The organism is Pseudomonas sp. PDM19, assembly GCF_014852215.1.
Lineage (GTDB): Bacteria > Pseudomonadota > Gammaproteobacteria > Pseudomonadales > Pseudomonadaceae > Pseudomonas.
In genome coordinates, this window is the sequence record NZ_JACVBG010000001.1 from 727969 (window position 1) to 745785 (window position 17817).

The following is a 17817-nucleotide window of genomic DNA, read 5'->3' on the forward strand; positions in this document are numbered from 1 at the left end:
GCTTCCTTTTCGCGAATGCTCAGGACGGCGTGCGCGAGAGAAATGCCAGGAGGGTAGCCTCTTCGGCGCTCAGGTTCTGCCGCTTGCGCTGCTTGCGCAGGCCGGCCAGTTCGCCAGCGAGGAAGGCTTCGACTACCTGCGGATGCACGTAGCATTTGCGGCAGATCGCCGGGGTATTGCCCAACTCGTCGGCGACCTGCTGGATGATCTCCTTGAGCTGGCGGTTGGCGCTTTTCTCGTCCTCCCAGCGGGTCTTGCGGCAGTACTCCAGGGCCAGGGCAGTGCCCGCCCAGGTGCGGTAGTCCTTGGCGGTGAATTCTTCGCCAGCGTGCTCACGCAGGTAGGAGTTGATGTCGCGGGAGTCGATCATATGCCGCTGCCGCTCTTCGTCCAGGTACTGGAACAGTTGCTGGCCGGGCAGCTCCAGGCAGCGCCGGAGGATGCGTGCCAGGCGCGGGTGCTCGATGTCCACGTTGTGCTTGACGCCGCTCTTGCCGCGAAAGGCGAAGTGGATGCGGGTGCCCTGTACCTCGACATGACGGTTGTTCAGGGTGGTGAGGCCGAAGGAGCGGTTCTGCTTGCGGTAGCGCTGGTTGCCGATGCGGATCAGTGTGCGATCGAGCAGCGCGACCACGGTCGCCATGACCTTCTCCGCGCCCAGGCCCGGCTGCGCCAGGTCTTGCTCGATGCGCCGGCGCAGGGCTGGCAGGCATTCGCCGAAGCGCAGCAGGCGTTCGTACTTGGCGCTGTCGCGCACCTCGGTCCAGCGCGGGTGGTAGCGGTATTGCTTGCGCCCGCGCACGTCGCGCCCGGTGGCCTGCAGGTGGCCGAGCGGGTCGATGCAGATCCACACATCGATATATGCCGGCGGAATGGCGAGCCGGTCGATGCGCTGGATTTCCGCCTCCACGCGGATGCGTTCGCCACCCGGGTCGAAATAGGCGAAGCGCCCGCGCAGCCGGCGCCGGCTGATGCCCGGCAGGCTGTCGTCGACGTAGTGCAGGTCGGGCGGTAGCTCAGGCAGTTCCGACGGTGTACCCATGGCGGCTCCTCGAAGGTTCTTGCGTGTATGGATCGCGCAAGGGCGCTTCGAGTGCCGTTTTTTTCACTTGGCCAGATTCAGGGGCGGACGTCCTCCACTGCCAGGTGCGTGGGCGAGATCAGCCGGGGATCCGCCCCGCCGAACAGGGTGCGCAGATAATCCTCCTGGCTTTGCAGGCCGCGGCGCACCAGCCAGGCGCGGCCGCCGGGCAGGGCGCGCAGCAGACAGTGGAAGAGCAAGCGCGGCGGCGCGCTCAGCAGCGGGTACCACGGCAGGCTGCCGCCGGGCAGGCCGAGCGCGCGCCGGCCATGGGCGTCGATGAAGGTGCCGGCGATGCTCAGGTGGATGGCCCGGTTCAGCCGCCCGCGCAGCCAGGCGAAGTTGGCGTAGTGGCGCTGCAGCGGTTCGTCCACCAGCGCCGAGCCGAGAATACGGCTGCTGTCGTCTGGCGGCGCCTGGGACAGCAGGTTGTGGTAGAGCGCGCGGATCGCGTCGTTCTCGCTGGCGCACAGCCAGCGCTCCTCGACGCCCATCAGCCAGGCGATGTAGCGCCAGAGGTGAATGATCGCTTCGCGCTCGCGCCGGCTCAGGGCCACCCCCAGCATGCGCTGGCCGATCAGGAAGATCGCCGAGAAGGCCAGGTAGGTCGCGTGCATGTCGCCCTGATTGACCGGCAGGCCGTAGTGGGCGAAGTCCCAGGCTTCCAGCCGTGAAACCCGCCGCCGCACCAGGGCGTGCACCAGCCGCACGTGCAGCGTGCTGCGATAGCCCGCTGCGCCCCGCGCCATGCCGCCGGGACGGGTGCAGTCGATCCACCATTTGGTGGTTTCGGCGATGCGCCGCTGCGGGCCTTTCTCCAGCGCGCCGGTGAGCACGAGGGTGCGGTTGATTCCGGAAGCCTGGTAGCCGGCCAGCAGGCCCAGGTCGCGGAGTACGCGCATGCCGGTGAGCCCCGACAGACCACAGGCACCTGCACCTTCATCGAGGCGTTGCAGGTCGACCCAGGCGGGCAGCGCGTTGACCTGGGCGAAGAAGGTCTTCAGCGGCTCGGGTGCGCCGGGGATAGCGGCGATACCCTGGTTCAGCGCCTGCTCGTAAAGGCGCATGCCACTGCCAAGGCCGACGTCGAACATCCACTCCACCAGTGTATCCATGGGTGCATCGCCCACCGTGAGGGACTCACCGATGGCCTGCCAGGTCGCGGCATCCGGTTCACTCGGACCCTTGAGGAAGCGCCGTACCGGCGCGGCAGTGCGGCGGGCGCGCTGCAGGTCGGCGCCGTGGCGGGTGGGCAGGGCGGTTGCGCTCATCGATTCATACCTTGGTTGGGTGGCCGGGTGGATTCGTCGAATTACGCTATTGCGAGTATTTGCTCGCATTCAACTCGCATCCGGCTCGCACCAGGAGACAGGCATGAGGAAGCAACCCACGCAGCAGCGCGCCAGCGAGATGGTGGCGGTGCTGGTCGAGGCGGCGGCGCTGGAGATCGGTGAGCGCGGCCTCGATGGCCTGACCACCAACCACGTGGCACGTCGCGCCGGGGTAAGCGTCGGCTCGCTTTACCAGTACTTCGCCAACAAGGAGATGATCGTCGAGGCCCTGCTGATGCAGCGCGCCAGGACCTTGATGAAGGTGGTGCACGAGCGCGTCACGCCGTTACTGGGTGCAGACATCGGCAGCGTCACCCGCGCTGTGCTGGAGGGCATCTTCGAGCAGGTCGAGGGCGATGCGGCGCAGCGCGAGCTGCTGCGGCACTGGCACCGGCTCAATTCCGCGCCGGTGTTCCAGACCCTGGAGCAGCAGATGATGGAGGTGTGCAGGCAATACCTGATGCGCCACTTCGACGACTACCGCATCGACAACCTGCCGGCCGTGCTGTTCGTGATTATCAACTCCGTGCAGTACACCACCGCGCGCTACCTGAGCGAGGCACAGCCGCTGCTGGGGCGCGAGGAGGTGATCGATACGCTGGCACGGATGGTCGAGTCCCTCTGTGCGCCACGCACCCGGCCAAGCCAATAGGAGCGCCGGCAGCGGCGCAGCGTTCGTCGCAAGGCATCAGGAAGGCACAAGTAGGATGGCGTGGAGCGCAGAGTTACCGGCAGGTATGGTGCCAGCGGGTACCGCCAGAAAGTGCCAAAGAAAAAGCCCCGGAAGGCTCGCGCCGACCGGGGCTTCGTTCACTGCATCAGGCCACGACAGGAATCATCGGGTCAGCCGCTGCCAATGCGGTGGCGCGATCGGCGGCCGGCGGGTAGATCCACACGGTGTTGATCTCGGTCTTGATCTTCTTGCCTTCCTCGCGCTGGAAACGCACCTGGCGGTCCCAGCCTTCGGTGAACAGCGCGCCCCAGGCGCCCAGGTCCAGGCAGGTTACGTACTTGGGCTGGCTGTAGGGGATCGGCGCTACGCCCAGCAGGTCGGCGGCGGCGTTGTTACCGGCGGAGCGACCCAGGGCGATGGCATGCTGGCAGGTCATCAGCGCGTAGTTGCCGACGTCGTCGGTGGCGGCGTAGGCGGTATCGCCAGTGGCGAATACCGCGTCCTGGCCGATCACCTGAAGGTTGCGGTCCACATGCAGGCGGCCCTGGCGGTCACGCTCGCCGGAAACCTGCTCGGTCAGCGAGCTGGCGCGTACGCCGGCGGTCCAGATCACCGTCTTCGCCTCGATGCGCTCGCCGCTGGAGAGGGTCACGCCGTACTCGTCGATGGATTCCACCGAAGCCTTCAGGCGCCATTCCACGCCCAGTTCGGCGGAAGCCTCGGCCACCACGGACTGCGAGGTGACGCCCAGCGCGCCGCCAATCTCGGCGCCGCGATCGACCACGATGACGCGCACCTTGGCCTCCGCGCCCAGCACTTCGCGCAGTCGCGCCGGCATTTCAGCGGCGGTCTCGATGCCGGTGAAGCCGCCACCGGCGACGACTACGGTGTTGCGTGCTTCTGACTCCGGCAACTGGTGCAGCGCGCGGAGGTGCGTTTCGAGGCGCACGGCCTGGTCGATGTCGTCCACATCGAAGGCGTGCTGGATGCCCGGCAGGGCGGGGCGGGCGACCTTGCTGCCGCTGGCGAGGATCAGGCGGTCGAAGCCCAGGGTGGCGATTTCGCCGCTGGCGTTGCGGTAATCCAGCTGGCGGCCGTCGACATCGATCTGCTCGGCGCTGCCCTGGATGAAGGTCACGCCCACGGCGCCGAACAGGTCGCCCAGCGGCGCGGCCATCTGGTGCACGTTCGGCTCATAGAAGCGCGGGCGGATGCGCAGTTCGGCCTGGGGCGCGAGGACCGCGACTTCGACGTCGCCACGCTGGTGCAGGTCGAGCAGACGGGTGGCGCTCAGGGCGCTCCACATACCCGCGAAACCGGTGCCGACGATCAGGATGCGTTGTTTCATGGTGCTCTCCGACGAAAAGGATGAATCCAGGTTGTTGGGTTCCCGAGTGCCTGATATCGGAGCGGTTCGCTTCCCGGCTCGCCTCGGATAACTGAGACTATATTGGTCGTAGTTAAGTGGCGCAACCGATTTCTGCCACAAACTCCGACCGTTCGTCACGGGCGGGGCGGGAAAGAACCGCTTCTTCTGTTTATGCGGCGGACAGGAAAAAGAGTCGATAGCCCGCGTACCGCAGATGACAGCTCGTCAGAATGCATGCTTAAGTGCTTGCCGGATGCCCGACAGGGCTTGAGAATAGTGCGACTGATCTAGTCGGAGTTTGTGATGGCTTTGTACAGTGCAGGCGTGGAGTACGGCATTCACTGCCTGCTCTATTTGACAGACGAGAAGGGCGACAGCCGCGACTCCAGCGTGCGTGCGCTGGCGGAGCTGCAGGGCGTGCCCCAGGAGCTGCTCGCCAAGGTCTTCACCAAGCTGGCCAAGGCCGGGCTGGTGGCGGCCACCGAAGGCGTGCGCGGCGGCTTCCGCCTGGCGCGGCCGGCAGACGAAATCACCGTGCTGGATATCGTCAGGGCCATCGACGGCGACAAGCAGATCTTCGAGTGCCGCGACATCCGTGGGCGCTGCGCCGTGTTCGAAGGCTCGCCCCCGGAATGGGCGACCTGCGGCACCTGCTCGATCCACGCGGTCATGCTCACCGCGCAGAAACGCATGGAAGAGGCCCTGGCCCAGCACACCGTGCTCGACCTCGCGCGCCGCGTCGGGCGCAAGGCTCCACCGGAGTTCAGCGAGGCCCTGGTGCGCTGGATGGACGGCCAGCGCGACGGTTCCAGCGCCGTCAGCTGACCTGGAGCGCCCTAGCGCGCATCACCGCCGCGCGGCTTGTAGAAGACGAACTCGTCGGTCTCTGCCGTGCGGATGTATTCCTTCGCCCATCCAGGCGAGGCGTGGCGGTCGTGGAAGTACATGGCGCCGCGCGTGCGGTCGCTGAGCTGCTGGTTCAGGGCCCGGCGGGCAATTTCCTTGGCGATGTCGTAGCGGTTCTTCTCTTCCACCTGGTCGGATCGGCCGTCGCACCACCAGGAGAACTGGCAGTGCTTCTGCGCCTGGCCCTGCTTGACCACGCCGCACACGGTGTCGGGGAAGCCCCCATGGCCCATGCGGTTGAGCACCACATTGGCCACTGCCTCCATGTCCGCCTTGCCGCCGCCCTTGGCTTCCCAGTAGATGGTCCGCGACAGGCAGGTGATGGCGTCGTCCAGCGGCGCCTTGCCGGCCGGGTCCAGCGCCTTGACCTCGGATTTGCTGATGGGCGCCGGGCTGGTTACTGCCGTCGCCGGGTGGGCGACCTGCTGTTCCAGCACTTCGGCCTTGTTCACCGCGGCCTGGGCTTTCTCGTCGGTGGAGGTGCCGATGGAGGCGGCGAAGGAAGAGGGCGCCCACAGGGTGAGCAGCAACAACGGAAGAAGGCGGCACATGTTCGAACCTACCTGCGCGGCGAAATCAGTCTGGTCGTTGTGCGAATCCTGCGAAGCAGTCGCGCAACGACGCCCTTCAGGCCGCCTCTCTCCGTCTCGAAGTGGCGAGGCGACTGCGCCTGGTCGTTGTGACTGGGCTGCGCGGAATTAGATTCAACTTTCCAGCCAGACGGTAGCCGCCGTAGCCCACGAGTGACGGGACCTAGGGCACATAGCGCTGAAGGAATTCGTCTACCGCCTGCAGTACCGCCGGCTGTTGCTCGCGGTGCGGAACGTGGCCGCAATCGGGCAACAGCCTGAGCATCGTCGGTACGCCGGGGACCGAGGTGAAACGCTCCGGGTGTGCGGCCGAGCCGTACTCGTCCTGCTCGCCGTGCAGGCTGAGGATCGGGCACTTCACCTGCGCCAGTTCCGCATCCAGGTTCCAGTCGCTGAAGTCGTCGGACAGCCAGGTATCGACCCAGGCGCGCAGCACCCAGAAGGCCTTGTCGCCGTGGTACTTCTGCAGGCGCTCCAGCTGCCCTTCGCGGGCGAACTCCACCTCGGCGGCGCGGATGCCGTCGCGGGTCTGGTGCTCGACGAAGGCCTGGGCCGACTCGGTGATCAGCGCCGCGCACGCCTGCGGATGCTGTGCCACACAGGCCACCGCCATGGCCCCGCCGACGCTGTGGCCGAACACCACGCAGCGTTCGAAGCCGAAGTGCCGTTGCAGCAGGGGGAAGAAACTGCGCGCCTCGTCGTCGATGAAGTCCAGCGGCAGGGCGCCGGGATAGCGCTCGGAGCGGCCGAACCCGAGGCGGTCGTAGGCGATCACCTGGCGACCGGTGCTGCGCGCGAGCTGCTCCGGGAAATCGCGCCACAACGTCACGCAGCCCAGCGAGTCGTGCAGCAGCAGGATCGGCTCGCCGACGGTTTCGGCGGGCGTCCAGTCCTGAGCGAACAGCTGGCCCTTCTCGCTGCTGATCCAGTGCTCCTGGGTGATGACGGGCAACGACATGACACTCTCCTGTACTGACTCGCTGTGGGTTCGGTCATAGTATTCCCGCCAGGTGCCCGAGGCGATGTTCAGACGGGCGTATGCATAGTCCGATCGGGCCAGGAGGGTATTTGAAACAGGTGGCGATTCTGGCCTATGACGGCTGCTGGGCGATGGGGTTGTTTTCGGCGGCGGACTTTTTCCGCATTGCGGCTTTGCTGGAGCAGCACCTGGGCGTGGAGCCGTCCTTCTCGGTGCGCGTGGTCTCTGTCGATGGCGCGCCGGTGTGTGCGGCAGGCGGTCACGTCATCACGGCGGAGGTTGCGCTGGCGGATGTCGAGGCCGCCTCGCTGATCGTCCTGCCGGCCATCGAAGGGCCGCGTCTGGCCGGCTTCGAGGCGGATGTGCGGGTGCTGGCCTGGCTGGGCCAACGCATCGACGCTGGCGCGCGGGTGCTGGCGTTGACCACGGGCGCTGCCTGGCTGGCAGCCAGCGGGCGCCTCGATGGCGGCCTGCTCGCCACGCATTGGGCCTTCGTCCGGCAACTGGGCAAGCGCTATCCGGCGTGCCGCTTCGTGGCGCGTGAGTCCTTCCTGCAGGAGGGCGGGCTCTACAGCACCGGATCGCTCAATGGTTGCTTCGATGCGTTGCTGGATATTCTCGCCCGCGATTGCGGCGACCGTTTCGCCCAGCTCTGCGCCACCCACCTGCTGGTCGCCGACCCACACCGCCTCGGACCGATCCTGCCGGGCCATCGCAACCATTGCGACGACGCTGTGCTGCGGGTGCAGGACTGGATCGAAAGCCACCACGCCGAACCGCTGACCATCGAGCGCATGGCGCGCCAGGCCGGGGTCAGCGAGCGCACCTTCAAGCGCCGTTTCAGCGAAGCGACGAAGCTGCCACCCAATCTCTATCTGCAGCAGGTGCGCATCGACAAGGCGAAGAAGCTGCTGCTGGCGACCCAGTTGTCGGTGCGCGAAATCGCCGCCGAGGTCGGCTACGAGAACGTCAGTTTCTTCGTCCGTCTGTTCAAGGCGCGGGTCGGAACCACCCCGGCGCGCTGGCGTGAAGGTGCTTCCTGAAGGCTGCTAAGGAAACCTTAAGGCAGCTCGGCGATGATGACGACTCGCGGCCGGTAGTTGTCCCGGGCAGTGCTCACACCGGGTCCGGCCGCTTTTTTTGAATTGAAGAGGAGTCCTGCCTTGGACACTTGCCCTGGTCGATTGCGACAGGTCTGAACAGCGAGCCGTCCGGCAGAACCCTGCCACTGTCTCGCTGCGTTGCGGACAGTGGCGCTACGCATCCCGCCACGGGATGACGTCGCACCATTCCCCTGCGGGGCCGGTCCGGCCCTTCGCTCTCTAGCAATCTCCATCACCCGAATGCGCGCCGGCGTCGCCCGGCGCATGGAGCGGCCGCGCGTCGCGAACGAGGTGGAACATGGATTGGAAAATCTTCCTGCTGCGGGTCGCCGCGGCACTCATTCTGGGCGCCCTGATCGGCGCCGAACGCCAACTGCGCCAGCGCCTCACCGGCCTGCGCACCAACGCGCTGGTCAGCACCGGTGCCTGCCTGTTCGTGCTGATGACCCAGGCCATGCCGGGGCTATCCGCCGATGCGCCGCGTATCGCTGCGTACGTGGTGTCGGGGATCGGCTTCCTCGGTGGTGGCGTGATCATGCGCGATGGCCTCAACGTGCGTGGCCTGAACACTGCCGCCACGCTCTGGTGCACCGCTGCCATCGGCGTGCTGTGCAGCATGGGGCTGTTGCTGGAAGCTGCGCTGGGCAGCGTGGTGGTGCTCTGCGCCAACATCCTGCTGCGTGACATCGCCCAGCGCATCAATCACCAGGACGTGCTGCCGGCCAGCGAGGCGGAGCAGCGTTATGGCGTCGCCATCATCTGCCGCGCCGAAGACGAGATCCAGGTGCGCAGCCTGATGCTGCACAGCCTGGACAGCAGCGAACTGCGCCTGCAATCGCTGCACAGCGAGGACCAGGCCCACCCGGCGAAACTGGAAGTGCGCGCCGAACTGCTCGGCGGCCATGGCGCCACCGGCCAGCTGGAACGCATGGTCAGCCGCATCAGCCTGGAGAAGGGCGTCAGCTCGGTACGCTGGCAGCTGTTCGAGCTGGCCAGCGATTGATAGTCCACGCGCGCTCCTGGGCTCTTCGTAGGATGGGTGGAGCGCAGCGATACCCATGCTGCTGGTGTAATGCGTTGATGGGTATCGCTACGCTCCACGCCATCCTACAAGGGCTCGCAGCTCTCAGCTCTCGCGGGCGGTGCGGCAACCGCAACGCGGCGCCGGTGCGCGGGCTTCCTCGGCCACCACACCGCGCCACCAGCGCTCGCCCTGGTGCGGCGCTTCGATGTCGATGCGCTCGCCCATCATCGGGGTGGTAACTGCCAGCCCGCGCTCGCCGGCGATTTCAAGCACGCGCTCGAAGGGCTCGTACCAGGCGTGCATGGCCAGGTCGAAGGTGCCATTGTGGATCGGCAGCAGCCAGCGGCCGTTGAGGTCCTGGTGCGCCTGCACGGTCTGCTGCGGGTGCATGTGCACGTAGGGCCAGTGTTCGTTGTAGGCGCCGGTTTCCATCAGCGTCAGGTCGAAGTGACCGAAGCGCCGGCCGATCTCGGCGAAGCCGTCGAAGTAACCGGTGTCGCCGCTGAAGAAGACGCGCAGGCTGTCGTCCTCGATCACCCAGGAGCACCACAGGGTGCGGTTGCCGTCGCGCACGCCACGGCCGGAGAAATGCTGCGCCGGGGTGGCGGTCATGCACAGGCCGTCCACCGTGGTGCTCTGCCACCAGTCCAGCTGGCGGATTTTCTCTGCCGGCACGCCCCAGTCGAGCAGGCGGTCGCCGACGCCCAGCGGGGTGAGGAAGACTTCCGCGCGCTCGGCCAGTACGGCGATGGTCGCGCGGTCGAGGTGATCGTAGTGGTCGTGGGAGAGGATCACGCCGCGGATCGGCGGCAGGTCCTGCAGGGCAATTGGCGGCGCGTGGAAGCGCTTGGGCCCGGCAAAGCTGAAGGGCGAGGCGCGATCAGAGAACACCGGGTCGGTCAGCCACCAGCCACCGCGCAGCTTGAGCAGCAGGGTGGAGTGGCCGAGGCGGTAGAGGCTGCGGTCGGGCGCCTGCTCCAGCTCTTCACGGCTCAGCGCGCGCACCGGCACCGGGGCTCGCGGCACGGTGTTCTTCGGCTTGTTGAACAGCAGATCCCAGAGCACCTTCGCGCCCGGTTCGGGCATCTCGGCCGGGCGTGCCTTGAGGTTGCGGAATCTCCCGGCGATGTATTGCGGCGAGTGGCTGTAGTCGTCGATGGGCGCGCGTTGCAGTGGGAGGCGGGGCAAGGCACTGATCCTCAGTGGCGGAATGCGTCAGGGAAGCACGCTACAGGTTCCGCCGCCAGGGAGCATTACCGGCATTTTGATTCAGAACATCACCGTTATCGATGAAAGCGCGCCGGGGTTTCCCTGTAGGAGCTGGCCATGCCTGCGACATTTCTTGCGCCGGACCGTCACGGACGCCTGGAGCCGCGCCGTCAGTTGATCGGCCCTGCGAGCGGACATTCGCGGCGCCTGGTGGGCGCATACCTTGTCCGCGTATCGCGGGCGTGGTCCGCTCCTGCAGGGCACGCCGGGCGGCTCAGTTGAGCTTCGACAGGATGTCCCAGGCCAGCTTCACCCGCACCTCGTTGGGGTAGTTGCGGTTGGCGAGGATGACGATGCCGCGCTGCTTCGACGGGACGAAAGCCACGTAGGCGCCGAATCCACCGGTAGCGCCGGTCTTGTTCACCCAGACCTCCTGCTGCGGCGGCAACGGTTTGCGCAGCGCCGTTACCGGCTGGCTTTGCAGCACCATGCTGCTGCCGTTGTACTGCTGCAGTTCGGCGAGCTTGGGCGGGTAGGCGTACTGCTCCCAGATCAGGTCCTGGGTCATCGGGCCGACCTGGTAGTAGCCGGTGCGGGTGGCATCCACCGCCGCCCGCAGCTTGTCGCCGAGCTTCACCTCGCCCAGCTGCACCTGGACGAAACGCAGCAGGTCGCGGCTGCTGGATTTCACCCCATAGGCCTCGTCGGCGATCTGGTCGGGATTCACCCGCACCGGGGCGTCATCCTTGTCGTAGCCCTGGGCGTAGATGGCCTGGCGGGTCACCGGCACGTCGATGTGGGTATTGCTCAGGCCCAGCGGCGCGAAGACGTTGCGCTGCATCGCGGTCTTGAACGGCACGTCGAGCGCCCGCGCGGTGACGATGCCGAGCAGGCCGATGCTGGGGTTGGCGTAGCTGCGCTGGGTGCCGGCGGGGTACTGCGGCTGCCAGTTCCTGTAGTAGTCGGTGAGCTGCTGGGGCGTCTTAACCTCGTCGGGCAGTTGCAGCGGGAAGCCGCCGGCAGTGTGGGTGGCGAGCTGGATCAGCGTCACCTTGTCCAACGCACTGCCGCGCAGTTCCTTCAGGTAGCGTGTCGGGCTGTCCTGCAGCTTGAGCTTGCCCACGGCCTGGGCGAAACCGGCGAGGGTGGCGGTGAAGGTCTTGCTCACCGAACCGATCTCGAACAGCGTGTCGCTGCTCACCGGTTGTTTGTTCTCCTTCGACGCCACGCCGAAGTTGTAGAAGCGCTGCTCGCCGTGATCGGTGACGCCGATGGCGAGGCCGGCGATGTTCTGCTCGCGCATGACCTGCTGGGCGAGCTTGTTCACCTTGGCATCGAAATCCGGCGGGGCGGCCTGGGCGAGACTGGCGACGAGCAGGGAGGTGAGGCTGAGTACGAGCGGGGCGGTCCGGTGCATGACGACTTCCTGGGCAGTGCAATGGGCTGACCCTAGCATCGCTGCGGCCAGGTCTCCAGCCAGACCGGTAGCGCTACGCCGGCGCCCACGGCAGTGGTAGGATTCGCGCCCCATGCGAATCCACGACCTCGACCAACGCCTCGCCGACCTTGGCGCGCTGCCCCTGCACCGCGCGCGGATGCTGCGCGCCTGGCTGCAGGGCCGGCCGCTGGACGCCGGCACCAAGCGGCAAGCGACCGAGGATTTCCTGCCGCTGGGCGTGCGCAACGGCGTGGCGCAGGTCGCCGCCGAACTGGACGCCCTGGCGACCCTCCACTCGCGTCATCCCGGCGGTGACAACTCCGAGCGCCTGCTGGTGCGCCTGGCCGACGGGCAGATGGTGGAGAGCGTGCTGTTGCCGCGCGGCGGCGTGTGCGTGTCCACCCAGGTTGGCTGCGCCGTGGGCTGTCGCTTCTGCATGACCGGCAAGAGCGGCTTGCTGCGTCAGCTTTCCACCACCGAGATCGTCGCCCAGCTGGTGCTGGCAAGGCGCGTTCGGCCAGTGAACAAAGTGGTGTTCATGGGCATGGGCGAGCCGGCGCACAACCTCGACAACGTGCTCGAAGCCATTGACCGTCTCGGCACCGACGGCGGTATCGGCCACAAGAACCTGGTGTTCTCCACTGTCGGCGACCCGCGCGTCTTCGAGCGTCTGCCGCAGCAGCGGATCAAGCCGGCCCTGGCACTGTCGCTGCACACCAGCAATGCCGAGCTACGTGAGCATCTGCTGCCGCGTGCGCCGAAGCTGACGCCCGAGGAGCTGGTGGAGCAGGGCGAGGCCTATGCGCGCGCCACGAACTATCCGATCCAGTACCAGTGGACGCTGCTCAAGGGCGTCAACGACAGCCAGGAGGAGCTCGACGGCATCCTGCGGCTGCTCAAGGGCAAGTTCGGCGTGCTCAACCTGATCCCCTTCAACGCGCTGGAAGGCGACCAGTACCAGCGCCCGGATGGCGAGCGCATCGTCGAGATTGTCCGCTACCTGCACAGCCGTGGCGTGCTGACCAAGGTGCGCAACAGCGCCGGGCAGGATGTAGACGGCGGCTGCGGCCAGTTGCGCGCGCGGGCGACCGGGCTGATTGCCACGTCCGGTCGGCGGATTTCTCGTCTGGGCGAGTAATTACCGCGCGCCTTTGCTGTTCGAGATCTTGCACGGGTATCGCGCCGGTTGTTAGCCTTCCCCATCTGAAAAAACCAGCAGGGCTGGGTATGGCGATCCGGGTTGTCGAAGCACAAGAAGTAGATCAGCAGCGCATAGCCATTCCTGGTTGGGAACAGCAGTACACGCAGATGTCCGCCGGGCGATTCGCCGGGCGCATCCTGCACGCCGAAGTCGAGGGGATCGAGCTCTTTGAAGAGCAGATGAACCTGCGCGTGGAGCAGGAGTTCCACGCCCCGCCCGGCGCCCTGGTGTTCAGCTTCGACATGTCCGACAACGCCCTCTACCTGCTCGACGGGGAAACCCGCAACGCCTGGGTCACCCCGGAGAACTACCGCGAGGTGGCGGTGGTGATCAAGGAGTCGGCGAACTGGGGCCAGCCGGCCGATGCTTTCGCCGACCTGGTACTGACACCGCTGCGCTCGGGCCACTGCCAGTCGGTGGCCACTTCGCTGAGCAACCTGCTGACCGGAGCCTCGGTCGGCGGCGACCCGATGGATGCGCCGGGTGTGGCGCAGAGCATCGTCTCCCACTGTTTCTCGCTGCTGTGCGAAGCGCCCCTGGATGGCGAATGTCGCGCGCGCTCCATCGTCCAGGCCAAGCGCGTGGTGCAGCGGGTCAAGGAAGTGGTGAGCGACTGCCCCGACGAGCAGTTCGGCATGGCCGACCTCGCCGCCAAGGCGGGCGTTTCGCCGCGCACCCTGCAGCAGTCGTTCCTGCATTACGCGGGCATCCCGCCCATCGTCTGGCTGCGCAACCGGCGCCTGAACGCGGCACGACGGGACCTGCTGGCAGCCGCCGAGTCCGGCATGACCGTGGCCGAGGTGGCGATGAAGTGGTCGTTCTGGCACCTGGGGCGGTTTTCCCAGTCGTATTTCGCGCTGTTCGGCGAGTATCCGAAGACCACGGCGAAGCAGGGCGGTCGGGCCTGGTAGCGGCTATCAGTCATGGGCGCGGACGTTGTCCGCGGGTCGCGGGCATGGCCCGCACCTACACCGGGGTTTGCCGGCAGGAGCTGGCCATGCCTGCGACAGCCAGCGCGCCGGAGCATCACGGACGCAGTCCGCCACGGAAGAGAAAAGCCCCCGAATCGGGGGCTTTTTCGTTTACCGCAGAGCCAGTGATCAGCCCAGCAACTCGCGTACCCGATACCACGCCATGCCCAGCGCCAGCAGCGGCGAGCGCAGCAGCTTGCCACCGGGGAAGGTCAGGTGCGGCACGGCGCTGAACAGGTCCAGCCCCTTGCTTTCGCCCTGGTGGATGGCTTCGGCGAGCAGCTTGGCTGACCAGTGCGTGACGTTCAGCCCGTGGCCGGAATAGCCCTGGGCGAAATACACGTTCGGATGGCTCTTCAGCCGGCCGACCTGTGGGAAACGATTGGCGGTGATGCCGATCATGCCGCCCCACTGGTAGTCGAGCTTCACCTGCTCCAGCTGCGGGAACACCTTGAGCACCTTCGGCCGCATGTAGGCACCGATGTCCGCCGGGTCGCGCCCCGAGTAATGGCAGGCGCCGCCGAACAGCAGGCGACGGTCGGCCGTCAGGCGGTAGTAGTCCAGCCCCACCTTCTGGTCGCACAGCGCCATGTTCTGCGGGATCAGCTGCGCCGCCAGTTCCTCGGACAATGGTTCGGTGGCCACCACATAGCTGCCGGCGGGCAGTACCTTGCCGGTGAGCTTGGGTTCCAGCTCTTCCAGGTGCGCGTTGCAGCCGAGCACCAGGGTCTTGGCCAGCACGCGGCCCTGGGCGCAATGCACCACCGCCGTGGTGCCGTGCTCGATGCGCAGCACCGGACTCTGTTCGAAGACCTGCGCGCCGAAGGCCTTGGCCGCACGGGCCTCGCCCTTCACCAGATCGAGCGGGTGCAGGTGGCCCGAGCCCATGTCGATGTGTCCACCCGCGTAGAGATCGCTGGCGACCACTTCGCGCATGCGCTCCGGCGGCACCAGCCGGGTCTCGTGCGGGTAGTCCGAAGTGCTCAGCGACTCCTGCTCGCGGACCATGGCGGCGTATTGCGCCGGGGTATTGGCCAGCTCGCAGAAGCCCCAGCGCAGGTCGCACTCGATACCCAGTTCGGCGATGCGCTCGGCGACCAGGGCCACCGAATCGACACCCGCCTGCTCAAGGTAGTGCACGCCTTCCTCGCCGACGTATTTGGCGAAGCCGCTGACGTCGTGGCCGATGCCACGGATCAGCTGCCCGCCATTGCGTCCGCTGGCGCCCCAGCCGATGCGCCGGGCTTCCAGCAGCACCACGGAGTGGCCCTTGCGGGCCAGCTCCAGGGCCGCGTTCACGCCGGTGAAGCCGCCGCCGATCACGCAGACATCCGCACGCACCTCCCCCGCGAGGGAAGGGTACTGCTGACGGTCGCGGGCGGTCGCGGCGTAGTAGGACGCGGCGTGCTCCTCGGTGTGCTTCATGGCGCTTTCTCGTTTCATTGGTTGAACTTGATCTTGCTCCAGCTGCGGGTCATCAGGCGCATGATCTTGGGCGGCGGCGCCTTGGCGATGTACAGCTTGTCGAGCACGGCCTGGCTCGGGTAGACCTCGGGGTTGTTCTGCATTTCCTCGGGCAGCAGGGTCTTGGCGTCAGCGTTGGCGCTGGGGTAGCCGACGTACTCGCTGATGCCGGCGATCACCTTCGGATCGAGGACGTAGTTGATGAACGCCAGGGCCTGCTCCGGATGGCCGGCATCCGAGGGGATCGCCATCAGGTCGAACCACAGGTTCGCGCCTTCCTTGGGAATGCTGTAGGCGATCTCGATGCCGTTCTTGGCTTCCTTGGCGCGGGCGGCGGCCTGGAACACGTCGCCGGAGTAGCCGAAGGCCACGCAGATGTTGCCGTTGGCCAGGTCCGAGATGTACTTGGACGAGTGGAAGTAGGTGACGTACGGACGTACCGCCACCAGCTTCGCCTCGGCCTTGGGATAGTCCGCCGGGTTGGTGCTGTTGGGGTCCAGGCCCAGGTAGTTGAGCACCGAGGGGATCATCTCGTCGGGCGAGTCCATGAAGGCCACGCCGCACGCCTGGAGCTTCTTGATGTTCTCCGGCTCGAACAGCACCGACCAGGAATCGATCTTGTCGACGCCCAGCACCTGCTTGACCTTGGCGACGTTGTAGCCGATGCCGTTGGTGCCCCACAGGTAGGGCACCGAGTGCTTGTTGCCCGGGTCGTTCTGTTCCAGCAGCTTGAGCAGTACCGGGTCCAGGTGCTTCCAGTTCGGCAGCTGGCTGCGGTCGAGTTCGAGGAACACGCCGGCCTGCACCTGACGGGTCAGGAAGTGGTTGGATGGCACCACCACGTCGTACCCCGAACGGCCCGCCAGCAGCTTGCCCTCCAGGGTCTCGTTGGAGTCGAAGACGTCATAGACCGGTTTGATCCCGGTGGTCTTCTGGAAGCCGGCGAGGGTGTCCGGGGCGATGTAGTCGGTCCAGTTGTAGATGCTGACCGTCGGTGCAGCGTGTGCGGCCGAGGCAAGGGCTGCCAGGGCGAAGGGCGCAAGGGTGCGCAGCAGTCTCATGGGGACTCCCGAATTGTTGTTGTGAAGTCGGTGACGCGGAATCAGACGCTCAGCAGCAGGAACTCACGCTCCCAGGAGCTGATCACGCGCTTGAAGTTCTCGTGCTCGGTGCGCTTCACCGCGACGTAGCCCTGCACGAACTTCTCGCCGAGGAACTCCTTGAGCACGTCGCAGTCTTCCATCTGCTGCAGCGCGTCCTCGATGGTGATCGGCAGGCGCAGGTTGCGGCGCTCGTAGGCGCGGCCCTGGACGGCGGCGCTGGGGTTGACCTGCTCGATCATGCCCAGGTAGCCACAGAGCAGGCTGGCGGCCAGCGCCAGGTACGGGTTGGCGTCGGCGCCCGGCAGGCGGTTTTCCACGCGCATGGCGATCGGCGGCGCGGCGGGGACGCGCAGGCCCACGGTGCGGTTCTCTTCGCCCCATTCGACGTTCACCGGCGCGGAAGTGTCCGGCAGGAAGCGGCGGAAGGAGTTCACGTTGGGCGCGAACATCGGCAGCACTTTCGGGATGTACTTCTGCAGGCCGCCGATGTAGTGCAGGAACAGCTGGCTCATGGAGCCGTCTTCGGCGGCAAAGATGTTCTTGCCGGTGGCGATGTCCAGCACGCTCTGGTGGATGTGCATGGCGCTGCCGGGCTCGTCGGTGATCGGCTTGGCCATGAAGGTGGCGCTGACGTCGTGCTTGAGCGCGGCTTCGCGCATGGTGCGCTTGAACACGATGATCTGGTCGGCCAGGCTCAGCGCGTCGCCGTGACGGAAGTTGATTTCCATCTGCGCCGGGCCGTCCTCGTGGATCAGCGTGTCCAGGTCCAGGCCCTGCAGTTCGCACCAGTCGTAGACGTCTTCGAACAGCGGGTCGAATTCGTTGGCGGCGTCGATGGAGAAGCTCTGGCGGCCGCTTTCCGGGCGGCCGGAACGGCCCACGGGGGCTTCCAGCGGGAAGTCCGGGTCGCTGCTGCGCTTGGTCAGGTAGAACTCCATCTCCGGCGCCACTACCGGGCTCCAGCCCTTGTCGGCATAGAGCTTGAGCACGCGCTTGAGCACGTTGCGCGGGGACAGCTCGATGGGGTTGCCGACCTTGTCGAAGGTGTCGTGGATGACCATCGCGGTCGGCTCCAGCGCCCAGGGCACCAGGAAGATGGCGTCCGGATCGGGCTTGCAGACCATGTCGATATCCGCTTCGTCCAGCAGGTCGTAGTAGACGTCGTCATCGACGAAATCGCCGGTGACCGTCTGCAACAGAACACTTTCGGGGAGTCGCATGCCCCCCTCGCCGAGGAACTTGTTGGTGGGGGAAATCTTGCCGCGGGCGATGCCGGTGAGGTCGCTCACCACGCATTCGACTTCGGTGATTTTCTGTTGCTTCAGCCGTTGCTCCAGTTGCTCGGCGGGGGTGGTCATACAAGCCTCGGGTGTTT

General features: G+C 66.5%; 16 protein-coding genes. 6 read left to right on the forward strand and 10 right to left on the reverse strand.

The window, feature by feature from the left end:
* Positions 1-19 precede the first annotated feature (19 nt).
* Together IB273_RS03250 and IB273_RS03255 are read right to left on the reverse strand one after the other, a co-directional pair.
* Positions 20-1042, reverse strand: a complete 1023-nt coding sequence (locus IB273_RS03250; protein WP_192223222.1) for a DNA topoisomerase IB — start codon at positions 1040-1042, stop codon at positions 20-22.
* A 77-nt stretch (positions 1043-1119) separates the two neighbouring features.
* On the reverse strand, positions 1120-2352 hold the full coding sequence (locus tag IB273_RS03255; protein ID WP_192223223.1) for an oxygenase MpaB family protein: 1233 nt from the start codon (positions 2350-2352) through the stop codon (positions 1120-1122).
* A 103-nt stretch (positions 2353-2455) separates the two neighbouring features.
* Between IB273_RS03255 and IB273_RS03260 the strand changes: the two genes are divergently transcribed.
* Positions 2456-3064, forward strand: a complete 609-nt coding sequence (locus tag IB273_RS03260; RefSeq protein ID WP_192223224.1) for a TetR/AcrR family transcriptional regulator — start codon at positions 2456-2458, stop codon at positions 3062-3064.
* 166 nt (positions 3065-3230) lie between these two features.
* Here IB273_RS03260 and IB273_RS03265 read toward each other — a convergent pair whose 3' ends face one another.
* Positions 3231-4433 carry an NAD(P)/FAD-dependent oxidoreductase gene (locus IB273_RS03265; protein WP_192223225.1) on the reverse strand — a complete coding sequence of 401 codons (1203 nt, stop codon included), beginning with the start codon at positions 4431-4433 and terminating at the stop codon, positions 3231-3233.
* 324 nt (positions 4434-4757) lie between these two features.
* On the opposite strand from IB273_RS03265, the gene IB273_RS03270 reads away from it, so the two are divergent.
* Entirely contained in the window at positions 4758-5279 is a 522-nt protein-coding gene (locus tag IB273_RS03270) for an RrF2 family transcriptional regulator (protein WP_151186840.1), read from the forward strand.
* Positions 5280-5290: 11 nt separating this feature from the next.
* On the opposite strand, the gene IB273_RS03275 is transcribed toward IB273_RS03270, so the two are convergent.
* Positions 5291-5911 (reverse strand): cell wall hydrolase, encoded by a 621-nt coding sequence (locus tag IB273_RS03275; RefSeq protein ID WP_192223226.1) that lies wholly within the window; start codon positions 5909-5911, stop codon positions 5291-5293.
* Between the two features lie 202 nt (positions 5912-6113).
* Positions 6114-6908: an alpha/beta fold hydrolase gene (locus IB273_RS03280; protein WP_192223227.1), complete on the reverse strand. Its 795-nt coding sequence runs from the start codon at positions 6906-6908 to the stop codon at positions 6114-6116.
* Between the two features lie 119 nt (positions 6909-7027).
* Here IB273_RS03280 and IB273_RS03285 point away from each other — a divergent pair, with 119 nt between their 5' ends.
* Together IB273_RS03285 and IB273_RS03290 are read left to right on the forward strand one after the other, a co-directional pair.
* The gene (locus tag IB273_RS03285; RefSeq protein WP_231709068.1) at positions 7028-7972 is read left to right on the forward strand and encodes a GlxA family transcriptional regulator; all 945 of its coding nucleotides are present in this window, start codon (positions 7028-7030) and stop codon (positions 7970-7972) included.
* 358 nt (positions 7973-8330) lie between these two features.
* The gene (locus IB273_RS03290; protein ID WP_192223228.1) at positions 8331-9035 is read left to right on the forward strand and encodes an MgtC/SapB family protein; all 705 of its coding nucleotides are present in this window, start codon (positions 8331-8333) and stop codon (positions 9033-9035) included.
* Between the two features lie 123 nt (positions 9036-9158).
* Here the strand turns inward: IB273_RS03290 and IB273_RS03295 are convergent, their stop codons facing one another.
* Both IB273_RS03295 and ampC read right to left on the reverse strand, forming a co-directional pair.
* On the reverse strand, positions 9159-10244 hold the full coding sequence (locus tag IB273_RS03295) for an MBL fold metallo-hydrolase (RefSeq protein ID WP_192223229.1): 1086 nt from the start codon (positions 10242-10244) through the stop codon (positions 9159-9161).
* Positions 10245-10539: 295 nt separating this feature from the next.
* Positions 10540-11682: a class C beta-lactamase gene (ampC, locus tag IB273_RS03300; protein WP_192223230.1), complete on the reverse strand. Its 1143-nt coding sequence runs from the start codon at positions 11680-11682 to the stop codon at positions 10540-10542.
* 112 nt (positions 11683-11794) lie between these two features.
* Here ampC and IB273_RS03305 point away from each other — a divergent pair, with 112 nt between their 5' ends.
* Together IB273_RS03305 and IB273_RS03310 are read left to right on the forward strand one after the other, a co-directional pair.
* Entirely contained in the window at positions 11795-12841 is a 1047-nt protein-coding gene (locus tag IB273_RS03305) for an RNA methyltransferase (RefSeq protein ID WP_192223231.1), read from the forward strand.
* 170 nt (positions 12842-13011) lie between these two features.
* Positions 13012-13815: a helix-turn-helix domain-containing protein gene (locus IB273_RS03310; RefSeq protein ID WP_225610067.1), complete on the forward strand. Its 804-nt coding sequence runs from the start codon at positions 13012-13014 to the stop codon at positions 13813-13815.
* 189 nt (positions 13816-14004) lie between these two features.
* On the opposite strand, the gene IB273_RS03315 is transcribed toward IB273_RS03310, so the two are convergent.
* The 3 genes from IB273_RS03315 to IB273_RS03325 are packed head-to-tail and all read right to left on the reverse strand — an operon-like array spanning position 14005 to position 17800.
* Positions 14005-15300, reverse strand: a complete 1296-nt coding sequence (locus tag IB273_RS03315; RefSeq protein ID WP_192223233.1) for an NAD(P)/FAD-dependent oxidoreductase — start codon at positions 15298-15300, stop codon at positions 14005-14007.
* Between the two features lie 14 nt (positions 15301-15314).
* A complete protein-coding gene (locus tag IB273_RS03320; RefSeq protein WP_081516963.1) occupies positions 15315-16400 on the reverse strand; it encodes a polyamine ABC transporter substrate-binding protein in 1086 nt (361 codons plus the stop codon).
* Positions 16401-16441: 41 nt separating this feature from the next.
* The gene (locus IB273_RS03325) at positions 16442-17800 is read right to left on the reverse strand and encodes a glutamine synthetase family protein (protein WP_081516964.1); all 1359 of its coding nucleotides are present in this window, start codon (positions 17798-17800) and stop codon (positions 16442-16444) included.
* Positions 17801-17817 lie beyond the last annotated feature (17 nt).